This window comes from Providencia sp. PROV205 (assembly GCF_028479505.1).
GTDB classification, from domain to species: Bacteria; Pseudomonadota; Gammaproteobacteria; order Enterobacterales; family Enterobacteriaceae; genus Providencia; species Providencia huaxiensis.
Genome location: NZ_JAMPNU010000030.1, coordinates 1 through 14967, shown reverse-complemented (window position 1 = coordinate 14967; position 14967 = coordinate 1). Strand labels below are relative to the sequence as shown.

The window sequence follows — 14967 nt, the reverse complement described above, 5'->3', positions numbered from 1 at the left end:
AGTTTGGTTATTATCGCATTTATCGTAAAGTTATTTTATTCGAATAACTGAATAATGGTCTCTAATATCGACAATAATATGTTAAAGAGCATCATGGATAGCTCTGGTGTTTTTAGTTAATAAATTAATTTTAAAAAGCTTTGGAATAACATTATGAATACTATACTAAAATATAGCTGTATTGTCTCTGCAGTTATGTTACTTTCCGCTTGTGATGATATGGATCTTTTAAGTGGTAAAGGCAAATTTTATTATAGTAATCCAAGTGAAAATACTATTACGTTTACGCTAGATGGTAAAGATTATGACGTTTTACCAGATGATAAAGGGGTTGTTTTACTTTCTAGTGGGTTACACCAGTTAAAAAGTGATGAAGGTCATGTGACAGATTTTTTTGTTTTTGAAAATAACTCTGGTGGTATTATTAACCCAAATAATTTTGTTTATTACACATTATCTGAAGTCTATGCCGTCGATGGCCAAGAAGATAAGTTTAAGCCTGCGAGCTACCCCATTACAATTAATGGGCATGAGCTTGAACTACCCGCTCGCAGTTCCAACGCGACGCTTATTGATGCAAATATATTCAGGTGTAGCTACCCTGTGGGTGAAAGCTTTCCTGATTCAATTACACTTTATGATGATAAATTAGATGGAAATATTAAGTCTAAGTGCTTTGATAAACAAGAATTAGTTACCTATTTAGATAATGAATATGGTCAAAGCTTATTGCAGGATCCTGCTAGTCATAAAACTTTAGATTCTATCAATATGCTATTTATGTATGAAGTTCCAACAGTTATTTTTGATAATCCAGATGTACAGGTAAAAGCCGAAAAATTAATTCAGTTGGTTACACGATTAAAAAATACCGATGATGTTGATATTCATAAAGAATTAAACCAAGAATTTCACCATGCTATCACAGAATTAGTACTTGAACAGTCTCGAAGCGCTTCGTCAAGCTCTGTTGCAGAAAATATAAAGTATAATAATTTCATTCAAGAAATTAACATACTTAGAGAAAATGGTATTTGGTTGAAAGAGTAACCATTTAAGTATATTTACTTTTTTGTGTATTGATTAAAAATATTATTTTTATGTGATAGTAGTTTTTTGAAATTAATTAAGAAAATGCTTATTAAGTATACAGAGTAATCTTATTTGAAATATTTGGTGAAAAAGCGAGATTGAGGTGGTTATATTTTTATTAACCTCACCAAGGAACTCGGCGATGAATTTATCCATACAATCTGTTTTCACCGTCATATCAGCTGTATTTTTGTTTTTATTTTCTTCTGTCGCTAGCAGTACAACTATTATTGATACCAAAAAAGATCCTGATGTTTTGGATTTAGTATTCATTCTTGATAAAAGTGGCTCAATGTCAGGTTTCGAGACTGATACAATCGGTGGATATAATAGTGTATTGACTGAAAATAAAGGAAAAAAAGCAAAGACCTACATTACAACTATTTTATTTAATGATAAAACAAGTTTACTCCATAATAGAGAACCCATTGAAAAAGTTTCTAATCTAACGCTTGATGATTATCCTGTTGGTGGCTATACCGCATTATTGGACGCAATAGGAGAAGGCATTGAAAAAATGCAAGAAAATAGAAAAGTTACTAAAAATAATAATGTTCTTTTTGTAATCATTACCGATGGGCAAGAAAATAGTAGCCGTAAGTATTCCCAAGCAAAAATTAAAGCGATGATTAAGTCAGCAGAAACAGAAGACAAATGGGATTTTATTTTCTTAGGTGCCAATATTGATGCCATTTCTGAAGCTGAAAATATTGGAATTAAAAGTTCAAATGCCACTGGTTATGTCCAAGATGGGACTGGATACGATAAGGCTTATCGTGCTGTAAATAAAGCGGTGGAAGCTAAACAAATGTCTGCGCCAATATCAGAGGACTGGAAGCAAGAAGTCGAAGCGGATGTGAATGAACGTAAAAAATAATAATGAATACAAATCTAGAGGGCATTTTATTAATTAACATGTTGAATAATTGATGATATCGCTCCGAGTAAAGCCCCTATAGAAAGTGTAATAGGGGCTTTATTTTATCAGTATCATCACTCGGTTTGTTTTAAAGCCGTAAACATTTGTTCAGCAAGGGTGTCTTGTGCTGATTCGACTCCTGGTAATACAAAATAATATCCACCACCAAAAGGTTTGATATAACGTTCAAGTGGTTCGCCATTGAGACGTTTTTGAGTGTCAATAAAGCCTGTTTTTAAATTTTGCTGAAAAGAGACGAAAATCAACCCCATATCGAGGGCCCCAGTTTCGGTCAGCCCGAGTGAATAGCTGTAACTTCTACGCCTCAGTTTTGCGGTATAACGTTCAGGATTACGAGGCTCTGCACGACGCATATGGGAATCAAATAAAATACGGTCACCATGGGGATCTTCGCCAAATTTAGGATCATCATGCTCATTTTTCATGCCGATTGGAGCCCCTGAGTCTTTATGCCGACCAAAATCATTTTCTTGATCTTCTAATGGTGTTCTATCCCAAAACTCTAAATTAAAACGAATAAGACGTACTGCTTGGTATGTCCCTCCGTCGCACCAAGATGGTTCTTGGCTACCTTTTGTTATCCATATTAATTCGTTCATTAACGAATTATCATCGGCAGGCGCATTTCCTGTTCCATCCTTAAAACCAAAAAGGTTGATAGGAGTTGAGTGGTTATCAATATCCCGTGCAGGTAAGAAGCCATCTATTTTCCAGAGAGGAAAGCTGTATGGCGAAATATGACGTAGGATGTCACGTAATGCATAGATAACGCTTTCTTGGCTATTCGCACATATTTGCAGAAGGAGATCACCACCACACCATTTTTGTTCTAGTCGATCGTTAGGGAAACTGGTCATTTCACTAAGATGTTTAGGCTTAATTTTATTTAAGCCGAACCGGTTATCAAAAAGAGAATTTCCTAAAGCAACGGTGATAGTTAGTGAGTCGGGTTGTTGTTGTGTCCCAAGAATACCTGACTCTGCCGGAGGGATCTTATCGTTATTGATTGACGGCTCTATTTGGGATTGAGTTAAGTGAGCAATACGCTGGGTCAGTAAAGTAAAAACAGTTTGTAATTGTTCAACAGAATTCGCTGTAATATTAAATGCAATAAAGCTGGCATTTTTGGGTTCAGGCGTTAAAACACCGGCTTGGTTAAGCCCAAGGTAATTGATTGCTTTGTTATAGGTGAGTTGGCAATTAGCTATTTTCCCTTGAGCTTTTAATGTTGGAGCTGCTAAAACTGCGCTACTAATAGCGAGCATTTTTAGGGCATTACGCCGAGACATTCCGTTGGTTTGCAATATACTTCTTAGTTTAGCTTGCATAAATATATGCCTTAATATTTATAGTAAACATCGACATCGAGCTCAGCACGTAATTTCGCTAAGGTTTCAGCTTGCTGAGTGAGTAATGAATAAAGCGCCATTTTGTCTTTTAATTGTAATTGGCTATAAGGTTGATATGTGGTATTTGACAGTTGATATGGCTGCATTATTTGATTAATGAGCTGCTCATTCTGCTGTATTCTCTCAAGTGTTTCTGGCTTGATAAAAGGTTTAAGAACCTCAATTATTTTTTGTGATCCCTTTAAATTAGCGGCAATATCAGTTAAATCAGACAAACTGTAGATATTTTCTTTACCACCCAATTTCGTTTCTAAGATCATTTCAATAAAATCAGCCGAGGCTTGCACGAGCTTTGGTATTTCAATAGTTTCTGTTACCACTCGTTTATGTAAGTCACGCCCTTTGAGTAATAAATCTTGGTTTGCGGTTAAAGCAAGTTTTGCATTTTTTTGCTCAAATAATTGGTACTCAACAAGATGAAACCCCGTAAAGCGATAATCAGTTTCTTTATCGAGGAAATAATCGGCTCTTGGATTAATCGTCCTATCTGTATTACCAAATAGAATAATAATTGGGCGCACTGTTTCATAGTGCTGGTGAGCTTGAATGTATGCAGTTTGAGCTTGTTGTAGCTTTCCTTGCTGTAAACTCTGTTGCAATAATTCCAATTGCGTGACCATTTCTGCTAGCTCAGTATTGGCAAAGGTGAGATAGGTTTGGATTGCATGTTGATATTTTTCTGGAGTGGGTATATCCCCTTTAGCAATAATGATGTTATCCCCTGTTTGCACAGGGGATCTCAGTGCTTTACTTTGAACTAAAGTAGGCAGTGCAACACTGAGTATTAAGCTAAAAGATATCCATTTGATATTCCGTCTCAGTGAGCTAGACATTTTTTTTGCTCCGAGCAAACAATGGGATCACAATAGCCCAATAAAGGACAAAGGTAATGACGCTGAGCCAAATAGGTTGTGAACGATAAGCAAAGAAAGAAGAGATAAAATTGCCAGCGATACCAGAATCATCGAGAAATGCAGTTGTATCCCAAGCGGGATAAATTAAAAAGTCAGGGATAGTAAAATCATATTCGATTAGTAAGTTTGCACTTTCTTCGACCCCTTTAAGCAACAGAGATAATGCAAGGAATAATAGAATAACCCCTGTAACTTTAAAGAAGATAGACCAAGAAACTAAGCGATTTGTTAATAAGAAGATATAAAGTGTAAGACCTGCAATTGCAATTCCTCCACCTACCTCGATAAAGAAAGCCGATGCATTAGATGCGGTTAAAGACATAATAAAACTAGATAGGAAGACGACTATTTCACTCCCTTCACGGGCGATGGCAATGGCAATAATTAGTGCGGCTCCCCACCAGTTATGGTGAGAGGCATTACGGCTAATTCCTGATTCAATTTCTGATTTCATTGAGCTGCCATGTTTGTTCATCCAATACACCATTTGGACAATCAAAATACAGGCGAGTAATTCCATAAAAATCATGAACAGTGATTGCCCTGTATCATCAAGGACATTGAATACGCCATAAATCAGAAGTGCTAGTAAGATGGAGGTAATAACCCCAATAGCGACACCAGCCCAAAGGTATTTCATACCATTTTGTGCGTCAGGATGACGTTTAATCCACGCATAAATAATGCCAATGACAAGTAGCGCCTCAAAACTTTCACGCCAAACAACAAATAGAACTTGTCCCATATTAAATCCTTTTATTTCGCAATGATCTCGCCTTTGGGGTGAGAAAGGTGGAAGTCATCAAAAAAAGAATAAGTACCGGGTTTTAGTGGTGCGATAACAACAACTGAGCTTGCTCCAGGTGCTAAAACTTTTTCTTTTCTTAACTGAATGCTTTCAAATTCTGCGGGCTCAGTGCCTGTATTGGTAATTTTAATTCGAATAATCGTTTTTGCGGGAACTTCAAGAACACGTGGGATGAGATCACCATTTTTCATTTCTAATTCGACAGTGTATTTTTCCGCAGCAAATGAAGATAGGGGAATTATTGTACAAGCGATAACCAGTAAAAAACGCAGTAATGTTTTCATTTTGGCTTGGTTTATCCTTTAATAAGTACAAACAAATAATAAGTACAAATAAATAATAAGTACGAACAAAAAAGGGCTCATGCAAGAAAACTTCCTTGATTAAGCCCTTAGTTAATTTCGATTAAAATTAGTAACTACCTTTACGGCCAACACCTGCGTAGTCAAAGTCCCAAGAGACTTCGAAAGGTTGGAACCAAGGTGCTACGCCGGTTTCTTTGTCAATATGGCGCCCAAAGGCAACATCTTTATTGTGTGATGGTGGATAAATTTTATAAGTGACACGGTATTTACCATTGCCATCTAATTTAATGTTTTCCCCATAATGAGGACCATCACTGGCCACCATCGGCATAAACGTGCCCGTTTGAGTTTGTGGTTTATCACCGAGTTTGGTAACCGAATATTCAATGGTTAGGTAAGGGAGCCAATCACCTTCTGCAAAGCCATTTGGGTTATCTTCAACCGCGTGAATATCTGCTTCTAAGTGGACATCTGCTTTATCTGCCGCTAAGTGCGACATTGCATGATGGCCTTCTTCGGTATCCATTGTAATGGGTTGTAGATAAACGCCTTGGATTTCCATTCCGTTTTTGATCACAGGGTGACCGAGAGGGTACTCTTGAGCTAATGCAGAGATTGAAAACAACGCAAGACCTGAAACAGCAGCTTTGTAGGCGAGTTTCATTATTTTAGTCCTTACCATAAGTGATATAGAGCTGTAATGATAATCATTACTATTACTAAAAAACAAGTGGTAATTTACGATAAGTAAATTACTTGCCACTGAAAAGTTTGTTTTTATATAAAAATCTGAGTGTTAGAAATAGTTATTATTTTAAAAAAAATAACTTACTAATAGTGTGTTCTATTAGGCTGTTTATTATTAACTACGTGATATATTTCGAACGTAGATATTTTATTTCGAAAGAGTTATTCATCAATTTTGTTGAAAATAAAGGTACAGCCATGCAACGACGTTATCTTGATTGTTCAGCTTCTGAAATTATAAATTTCAATAAAAAGAAACTATTAGAATCTATTAAAGCCAGTGAAGGGCGGATATTAGTTTCCGAAACCATTGGTACTATTCAACCTGTATTAATGACAGTGACGAATGCTGAATTAGCCGCAAGTCAAGGCGCAGATATCTTGCTGCTAAATGTTTTTGATGTTAATCAACCAATTATGCAAGGCCTACCTGAAGGGATTGAACCCGAAGAAATCATTCGCACACTTAAGCGTTTAACGGGACGATCAATAGGCGTTAATTTAGAGCCCGTCCCTGATGGATTTAATAATCCGACACAAGATGAGCAATGGAAAATATCGGAAGGGCGATTAGCAACAGTAAAAAATGCCATTAAGCTAAAAGAAATGGGTGCTGACATTATTGTTTTAACGGGAAACCCTGGAAATGGAGTTACTAATCAGGAAATTAACCAAAGTCTTAAAGAGCTTAAAGCTGTTGTGGGTGAAGATATTGTGCTTATTACAGGGAAAATGCACGCTTCAGGGGTTTTGAATGCTTCAGCTGAGCAACTCATAACAGAAGATGATATTCGTACTTTTATTAACAGTGGTGCAGATATCATTTTGCTCCCAGCGCCGGGAACGGTCCCCGGGATCTCGTTAGAATTTGTGCAAAAAATGGTGAGTTATTGCCATTCCCAAGGTGTGATGACAATGACAGCGATTGGGACTTCTCAAGAAGGTGCAGATTTACAAACTATTCGACAAATAGCATTAATGTGTAAAATGGCCGGGACAGATTTACATCATATTGGTGATTCAGGGTATAACGGAGTTGCATTACCTGAGAATATTTTAAATTATAGTATTGTGATCCGAGGGGTTAGGCACACTTACTCACGTATTGCTCGTTCAGTTAATCGTTGATTAACATTCTTAGGTGGTTTTTACAAAAATACTTTGCAGAAATCGCCTATTTCAAGCAAGATTTTTTTATCCTATTTCAGCTCTAAATACAGATTATTTTCGACAAAAATTTATACAATTCCCTCAATTCTTCAGGTAAAATTTCGCCCATTTTTCTAAAACAATATTTATAACACAATAAAAGAAGTGAGTTATGTCGCAAAATACTAATCCGGTGCCAAAAATTGGTTTCGTCTCTCTTGGCTGCCCAAAAAACCTAGTTGATTCAGAACGTATTTTAACTGAATTACGCACTGATGGTTACCAAGTGGTTCCAAGCTATGATAATGCTGATTTAGTTATTGTGAATACGTGTGGATTTATCGATAGTGCAGTGCAGGAATCGTTAGAAGCGATTGGGGAAGCACTGAATGAGAACGGTAAAGTGATTGTGACAGGATGCCTTGGTGCGAAAGAGAACCAAATTCGTGAAGTGCATCCGAAAGTATTGGAGATCACAGGTCCACATAGCTATGAGCAGGTACTTAACCATGTGCACCACTATGTTCCGAAGCCTGAACATGACCCTTTCTTTAGTTTAGTCCCAGAACAAGGGGTAAAACTGACACCGAAACATTATGCTTATTTAAAAATTTCCGAAGGGTGCAATCATCGTTGTACTTTTTGCATAATTCCTTCTATGCGAGGGGACTTAGATAGCCGTCCAATCGGTGATGTGTTAAATGAAGCTAAGCGTTTGGTCGCTTCAGGCGTAAAAGAGCTACTGGTTATTTCACAAGACACTTCCGCATATGGTGTTGATGTTAAAAATAAAACAGGCTTTTGGGATGGGCAACCTGTAAAAACCAGTATGGTGGGGTTATGCGAACAACTTGCTTCAATGGGCGTATGGGTGCGTTTACATTATGTTTATCCTTACCCACATGTTGATGATGTCATTCCTTTGATGGCAGAAGGTAAAGTTTTACCTTACTTAGATATTCCGTTACAGCATGCAAGTCCCAAAATTTTAAAATTAATGAAACGCCCTGGTGCTGTTGAAAGAACACTTGAACGTATTAAACATTGGCGTGAAATTTGCCCTGAACTCACCTTACGTTCAACTTTTATTGTCGGATTTCCTGGTGAGACAGAAGAAGATTTCCAAATGCTATTAGATTTCTTGTCAGAAGCTAAGTTAGATCGAGTAGGCTGCTTTAAGTATAGTCCTGTCGAAGGTGCGAAAGCGAATGAGTTAGCTGATCAAGTTCCTGAAGAAATTAAAGAGGAACGTTATCATCGTTTTATGCAACTACAACAGCAAATTTCTACACAGCGATTACAAGATAAAATTGGTAAAGAGATTTTAGTTATTATTGATGAAGTTGATGATGAAGGTGCCATTGGCCGTAGTATGGCTGATGCACCAGAAATTGATGGCATGGTTTATCTTAATGGTGAATTTGGAGTTAGCGCTGGAGATATAGTGAAAGTATTCGTTGAGCATGCAGATGAATATGATCTGTGGGGGAATATAGTTACTTCGTAATTTGATGAAAGCGTTTTAAAAGTCTATGTGGCTAACTTAGGTAAATTAAGTTAGCCATTTTGTTTTTTAGGACACAGATATACTGCTTTTAATTATAAAATTGATGCAGATCAATGGTTTTAAATCTATCAATTAATAACTTGATCTAGAATATAAAAATTAAATGGCAAGTTGACATAATCAGATAACTCTTATCGAAGAATAAGGATAACTATGTCAACCCATTTAACATTTCCAACTACAACACCTGTAATAGAAAGTAATTATAATTCAGATGATTACGAAGACATCGTTGAGCTTGCTTATACAACTATTGAAGATGGATTAGCCTCATTACATGATGATCATATTTGTAGTTCTCTCGTTAGCACTGATGGAAAAACGTTTTGGCTTAGTAATGAGTTTAGCGGTAATTTTGAAATAGCAAACTTGTTATCAGGTAATTTAACTTGTGGATCACAAGTTAGGCTATATGCAGCTCCAATTGAACTACATGGGATCTTTTATTATTTAGCACCAGTATATTCACACACTGGTGAGCCTGTATTAGTTGTCGCTATATCTTCAACTCAGAATTGCTGCAATGTTTTGTTTGCGCTTACGCAATCTTTGGCAAGAGAAGTGAGTGAAAAATTGAAATTCCACTATTATGAACAAGAGGCTTTTAAGGTCGATAAGGAAGAGCAACGATTCACTAACTTGGATATTCACTCAGTTGAGAAAGCTTTGATTATTGAAGTTGCACAAGCTTGCAAAGGTAAAATTCAGCAAATGCATAAAGTCCTTGCTATGGGGCGGACAACGTTATGGCGCAAACTAAAGCAGTACGAAATCAACATTAAAGACTATAAATAGTTTCTTGCATGTGTTCTGATGAGTAAAAAAATAGCGCTTTCGCATGTTTTTGTGGACAACAACAAAACAAAAATAGCAAAGCGCACAAAATTTACCAATATTTTGAACGACAGCCAATAGATAAATAAAGCGTAGCTATCTGCTTGTATCGTTACTTGATGTATCGAGAAAAGAAAATGAAAACGATGCTCATTATGCAGGGATTTGGTAAGGCGGTATACTGTTTTTAGCCTTGTTTTTTTAGATTTATGATGGATGAATACCGATGAGAAAGGCTATTGTCTTACTAAAAAATGGCGTGATAGAAAACATTTTATTTTAAATAGTATTTCAATAACCTAAAAAAATATTATTTTATCTTGTAAGTATTAGGGGCTGTTATTCCTATTGGAATTATCAATTTACTTGGTTTTTTAATCCATAATAGAGTGGTACTATTGTTTATCTCATGTAAAAATAAATCATTATTTCATAATTGGCAGAATTTTAATCTATATTTATCTAAATTATAGTGTCTTTAGCATTTCTCAGATAATTAATTTCTGATGGTTTAGAATAAAACCATCAGAAATAATAACGCTATAGAAAAGTAAACATATCATATGAATTAAATATATTTAGGATAAGTATTAATGTATTCGTATTCTTGAATAAGTTGTGGCAATGACTTAATACCTAATTTTGTATAAATGTTAGAGCGATGAACCTCAACAGTCCTTGGTGATAAAGACAGTTTTTCAGCCGTTTCTTTACTCGTATTGCCCTCTAATATCATATCCATAATTTCTCTTTCCCTAACCGAAAGGCGGTTAAATTTATCAGAGAGATGAGTATATTTCTTATGCTTTTCATGCGTGCTTAAAAATAATTCCGTTGCACTATTGATGGCATTTGAGATTTCAATGTCCTTGAAAGGAAAGGGAAAAAAATCAAAACTTCCAGCTTTAAAGCTCTCTCGACACAGACTGACAGAAGGCTCTTCGGCAAGCACAATGAATGGAACAATACCAAATGAATTACTTATATTGTTTAATCGATTAATACGATTTTCATCATTGTTTAAGAATAATAAAATACACTCTTTTACATTATCCTCATTAGGATAAGTATAATTACTCATAAACACTTCTTCATTATTATAAAATCTCAAGGTGAAACCAAAAGATTCTATCATTAATTTCAGTTTATTCTTAAAGACATTATCACTTTCTACAATTATATGAATGGTGTTATTCATCACCATACTCCTGTTGAACTGATTTGATATTCATATCAATCTGATAAAATACGTAGATAAATAAAGTGAAATTTAAATTTCACAATAATATTTTCTACTGATCGTTGTTTTTTTTATAATGTATAACCGACCTTAATTTATATTAAAAACATCATCTAGCTAAATTTAATATAAAAATAGAAACAATAGTTAAAGTTTGTGTCATTGAGTAATATTCGATTAATGATGTGTAACATCTTAGGTAAATTTACTTATTAAATGTGTTCTTTAACATAAAGTGATTGATGGAAATATTGTTAAAGCTAATCAATAATATCTTAAATCATTAGTCAGAAAAAGTCTTAGATGTGAACTTTATGCTATTTTTTTAGGTGATAGTACTTAACTTGTGAATTGATGAAGATTAAGTGCTTTTTATATCTAACATGTTAGAATTTATTTTTATCTAGTTTCGATGAGTGAATATACGTAATGGCTTCTTTAAAAGACGTAGCTCGGCTTGCAAACGTTTCATTGATGACAGTATTACGGGCAATTAATAATCCTGAATTACTTAGGCCTGAAACCTTGAAACAGGTCCAACAAGCTATTGAGTCACTCAATTATGTTCCTGATTTTTCGGCACGAAAAATTAGAGGAAAAGGTTCTAGGGTGTCAACCGTCGGCGTTTTGGCCCTGGATACAGCAACAACCCCGTTTTCTGTCGAAATCATTCTTTCCATAGAGCAAACAGCGAGGCAATTTGGTTGGAGTAGCTTTGTTGTTAATATTACATCTAGTGAAGATAATGAAAGAGCTGTTCGGCAATTATTATCTCAGCGGCCAGATGGTATTATTTATACTACAATGGGGCTTCGAGAAGTGGCTATTCCAGAAGCATTGCATAATAATCGTTTGGTTTTAGCTAATTGCATAGATAAAAAAGGGCAATTTCCAGCTTATGTGCCAGATGATTTTAATGGTCAATTTAATGCGGTGAATCGCTTAATAGAGAAAGGGTATCGAAATCCTCTTTGTCTTTATATTCCACAAGAGACTCTAGCTGGAAAAACGCGCCGTGAAGCGGTGGAGTCTGCATGGGTAAATGCTAATTTACCACTATCATCACTTCAGCAATACCATTTAGAGTTAGGTGATGAACACTATTTAGATGTGATAGCTTTAATTAATAGTCATTTTGATAATAAAAAACCTGATTTTGATGTCATTATTTGTGGAAATGACCGTATTGCCTTTTTAGCTTATCAAGTGCTGCTTAGCCATGGTTTGCGTATCCCACAAGATATTGCAGTACTTGGCTATGATAATATGATAGGGGTTGGGGAGCTGTTTTATCCACCATTAAGTACGGTTGTGTTGCCACACTATCAGTTAGGCCAACAAGCTGCTTTGCATATTATAGAAGAACGGCAGCAAAGCCGTGTTGAATATGTTGCTTGTGACTTGTTAGAACGTGATTCTTTTTAATTTTGTCGAGAAAATCAAACCTAATAAGCAGCTATTCAATTGATTTTTTGAGTTCCCAATAAACCGCTTTTTCTAACAAGTTTTATTTTCTGCATTTTGGCGTATGATACGGACTAATATATTTAATCAGATTGTATTGTGGATAAATTATGTTGCTTCGCTCGGGAGTGGCCCTTGCTATTTTTTCCTATATCTTATGGGGAATAACACCATTATTTTATCGTTTACTTCCCGGCGCTGAACCTCTAGAGCTGCTTGCTGAACGTCTTATCTGGTCTATCCCTATACTTTTTTTTGTTCGCTTAATTATTAAAAACAAATCTTTGTGGTGCCAGGTATGGTCTGATAAACGATCGATAATCCTCTGTTTATTTAGTTCGTCGGTTATGGCGATATCTTGGACAACATTTACCTACGCATTAACTCATGGGCAGGTGTTAGCCGCTAGCCTTGGGTATTTTATTAACCCATTATTTTCTATTTTACTTGGCGTTTTGTTTCTTCGCGAACGGCTTGTTTTCGCAGAAAAAATGGCTGTTATTTTTATTTGTGCGGGGGTCGGTTACCAAATTTGGCAGTATGGTGAATTACCTATTTTAGCGTTAGTTATGGGTAGTGCATTTGCGATATATGGGTTAATTCGTAAATTTATTCGATTTGATGTGATTACGTCTTTATTTCTAGAGGCACTTTGGCTACTTCCTATCGCAATAGCGATCACGTGGTGGTTAGTATCTAATGGTTTAAGTGAAGTGGCACAAGGCGATTGGCAAATCAAAATTCTTTATATGTTGGCCGCTCCTGTTACGATAATTCCGTTGCTCTTTTTTACAGCAGCAATTAAAAGAACATCATTAACGGTGATCGGGTTGGCACAATATATAGAACCAACAATTCAATTTTTATTAGCCGTATTTTTATTTAATGAGCTATTTGATTGGGTTAAAGGCATCAGTTTTTCACTCATCTGGGTTGGTTTAATGTTTTGTGTATTCGCTATTTTACGCAAACAGTATATTAAATTTTCACATAAAGACCCCTTTATTACAGGGCGTGATAAAACACCGCTAGATTAATTTATTGATATTATTATCAAATGGTTATGAGGTTTTTGTTTTGTGACTTTTTATCCTTGATAGTAAAAGCAATCGATTGCGTATATAATTGATATTAACTTTTTGTCGGTAGGGTTATCAATTATGAATCAATTAGGTACTGCGCTGTGTAAATCAGCAACAAAAGTGATGTTGTTAGGCGCTGGAGAGTTAGGCAAGGAAGTGGCGATTGAATGTCAACGGTTGGGTATCGAAGTTATTGCAGTTGATCGCTATGATAATGCGCCGGCGATGCATATTGCACACCGCAGTTATACGATAAATATGCTTGATGGCGAAGCGCTGAAGCAAATCGTTTCAATTGAAAAACCCGACATTATTGTGCCTGAAATTGAAGCGATTGCGACACAGGTATTAATGGAGCTTGAACAGCAAGGGCAAAAAGTGGTTCCGTCAGCGAAAGCCATTGTGCTTACTATGGACAGAGAAGGGATCCGCCGATTAGCCGCAGAAGAGTTGAAGCTGCCAACATCAGAGTACCAATTTGTGGATAGCAAACCCGATTTTGTCACAGCGGCAGAAAAAATTGGTTTTCCTTGTATTGTTAAACCGGTGATGAGTTCGTCAGGGAAGGGGCAAAGTGTGATCCGCTCTCAAGATGAATTAGAGCAGGCTTGGGATTACTCACAGCTAGGTGGGCGAGCAGGGCAGGGACGTGTGATTGTTGAAAAAATGGTTAATTTTGATTTTGAAATTACATTGTTAACGGTCAGTGCGATAGATGGTATTCACTTTTGTGCACCCGTGGGGCATCGGCAAGAAAAAGGCGATTATCGTGAGTCTTGGCAACCACAGTACATGAGTGAGGTTGCATTGAAAAAAGCGCAGGACGTTGCTGAGAAAATTGTTACCTCTCTAGGGGGCTACGGAATATTCGGTGTTGAATTATTCGTGTGTGGTGATGATATCATCTTTAATGAAGTTTCACCTCGCCCTCATGATACGGGGATGGTGACACTTATTTCACAGAGTTTATCTGAATTTGCCTTACATGTGCGTGCATTTCTTGGTTTCCCAATCGGTGTGATCCGCCAATATGGGCCAAGCGCTTCAGCCGTTATTTTACCCAATTTACACAGTCAAAATGTGGTTTTTTCACATATAGGTTCAGCGTTGGGGTCTGATACCCAATTACGATTATTTGGTAAACCTGAAATTGCAGGTACTCGCCGATTAGGTGTTGCTTTGGCTATTGCGGATTCTATTGAAAATGCATTAGATATGGCCAAAAAAACCGCTAGTACAGTGTGTGTTTCTGGTTGACTTCGATGAGATCTGCGCTCATCCACTTTAAGTGAGTGAGCGCTTGTATATTGCAGCGATAGCTGCCTGCTTTGATTGTTTCAAAATGGTCGTTGTGACCGTTTTATGAAGGGCCAAAACGGAACCGAGTCATCCCCTAGCGCCAATTACTGACACTGT

General features: G+C 36.3%; 14 protein-coding genes. 8 read left to right on the top strand and 6 right to left on the bottom strand.

Features of this window, described 5'->3' with window-relative positions; genetic code table 11:
* Positions 1-153: 153 nt before the first annotated feature.
* Both PR800_RS16730 and PR800_RS16725 read left to right on the top strand, forming a co-directional pair.
* A complete protein-coding gene (locus PR800_RS16730) occupies positions 154-1050 on the top strand; it encodes a hypothetical protein (RefSeq protein ID WP_210848507.1) in 897 nt (298 codons plus the stop codon).
* A gap of 184 nt (positions 1051-1234) precedes the next feature.
* Positions 1235-1969: a vWA domain-containing protein gene (locus PR800_RS16725; protein ID WP_102140082.1), complete on the top strand. Its 735-nt coding sequence runs from the start codon at positions 1235-1237 to the stop codon at positions 1967-1969.
* A gap of 116 nt (positions 1970-2085) precedes the next feature.
* Here PR800_RS16725 and efeB read toward each other — a convergent pair whose 3' ends face one another.
* From efeB to PR800_RS16700, 5 genes are all read right to left on the bottom strand, one after another.
* Positions 2086-3360, bottom strand: coding sequence for an iron uptake transporter deferrochelatase/peroxidase subunit (efeB, locus tag PR800_RS16720; RefSeq protein WP_272531166.1), 1275 nt, complete (start codon positions 3358-3360; stop codon positions 2086-2088).
* A gap of 11 nt (positions 3361-3371) precedes the next feature.
* Positions 3372-4274: an EfeM/EfeO family lipoprotein gene (locus PR800_RS16715; protein ID WP_102140080.1), complete on the bottom strand. Its 903-nt coding sequence runs from the start codon at positions 4272-4274 to the stop codon at positions 3372-3374.
* On the bottom strand, positions 4267-5100 hold the full coding sequence (locus tag PR800_RS16710; RefSeq protein WP_102140079.1) for an FTR1 family iron permease: 834 nt from the start codon (positions 5098-5100) through the stop codon (positions 4267-4269). Before PR800_RS16710 ends, PR800_RS16715 begins: the two co-directional genes overlap by 8 nt.
* Before the next feature lie 11 nt (positions 5101-5111).
* The gene (locus PR800_RS16705; protein WP_102140078.1) at positions 5112-5447 is read right to left on the bottom strand and encodes a cupredoxin domain-containing protein; all 336 of its coding nucleotides are present in this window, start codon (positions 5445-5447) and stop codon (positions 5112-5114) included.
* A 127-nt stretch (positions 5448-5574) separates the two neighbouring features.
* Positions 5575-6132 carry an iron transporter gene (locus tag PR800_RS16700; RefSeq protein ID WP_239979399.1) on the bottom strand — a complete coding sequence of 186 codons (558 nt, stop codon included), beginning with the start codon at positions 6130-6132 and terminating at the stop codon, positions 5575-5577.
* Positions 6133-6413: 281 nt separating this feature from the next.
* Between PR800_RS16700 and PR800_RS16695 the strand changes: the two genes are divergently transcribed.
* From PR800_RS16695 to PR800_RS16685, 3 genes are all read left to right on the top strand, one after another.
* Positions 6414-7343, top strand: coding sequence for a DUF7916 family protein (locus PR800_RS16695; RefSeq protein WP_206276963.1), 930 nt, complete (start codon positions 6414-6416; stop codon positions 7341-7343).
* A gap of 193 nt (positions 7344-7536) precedes the next feature.
* Positions 7537-8871, top strand: a complete 1335-nt coding sequence (rimO, locus tag PR800_RS16690; protein ID WP_272531165.1) for a 30S ribosomal protein S12 methylthiotransferase RimO — start codon at positions 7537-7539, stop codon at positions 8869-8871.
* A gap of 213 nt (positions 8872-9084) precedes the next feature.
* A complete protein-coding gene (locus PR800_RS16685) occupies positions 9085-9726 on the top strand; it encodes a helix-turn-helix domain-containing protein (RefSeq protein WP_210848511.1) in 642 nt (213 codons plus the stop codon).
* Between the two features lie 607 nt (positions 9727-10333).
* Here PR800_RS16685 and PR800_RS16680 read toward each other — a convergent pair.
* Positions 10334-10963: a response regulator transcription factor gene (locus PR800_RS16680; protein ID WP_102140074.1), complete on the bottom strand. Its 630-nt coding sequence runs from the start codon at positions 10961-10963 to the stop codon at positions 10334-10336.
* A 471-nt stretch (positions 10964-11434) separates the two neighbouring features.
* Between PR800_RS16680 and PR800_RS16675 the strand changes: the two genes are divergently transcribed.
* The 3 genes from PR800_RS16675 (at position 11435) to purT (ending at position 14808) form a co-directional block, all read left to right on the top strand.
* Positions 11435-12430, top strand: a complete 996-nt coding sequence (locus PR800_RS16675; RefSeq protein ID WP_272531164.1) for a LacI family DNA-binding transcriptional regulator — start codon at positions 11435-11437, stop codon at positions 12428-12430.
* A gap of 149 nt (positions 12431-12579) precedes the next feature.
* Entirely contained in the window at positions 12580-13506 is a 927-nt protein-coding gene (gene rarD, locus PR800_RS16670) for an EamA family transporter RarD (protein WP_195697633.1), read from the top strand.
* A 123-nt stretch (positions 13507-13629) separates the two neighbouring features.
* Positions 13630-14808, top strand: coding sequence for a formate-dependent phosphoribosylglycinamide formyltransferase (gene purT / locus PR800_RS16665; RefSeq protein WP_166265761.1), 1179 nt, complete (start codon positions 13630-13632; stop codon positions 14806-14808).
* The last annotated feature ends 159 nt before the right edge of the window (positions 14809-14967 follow it).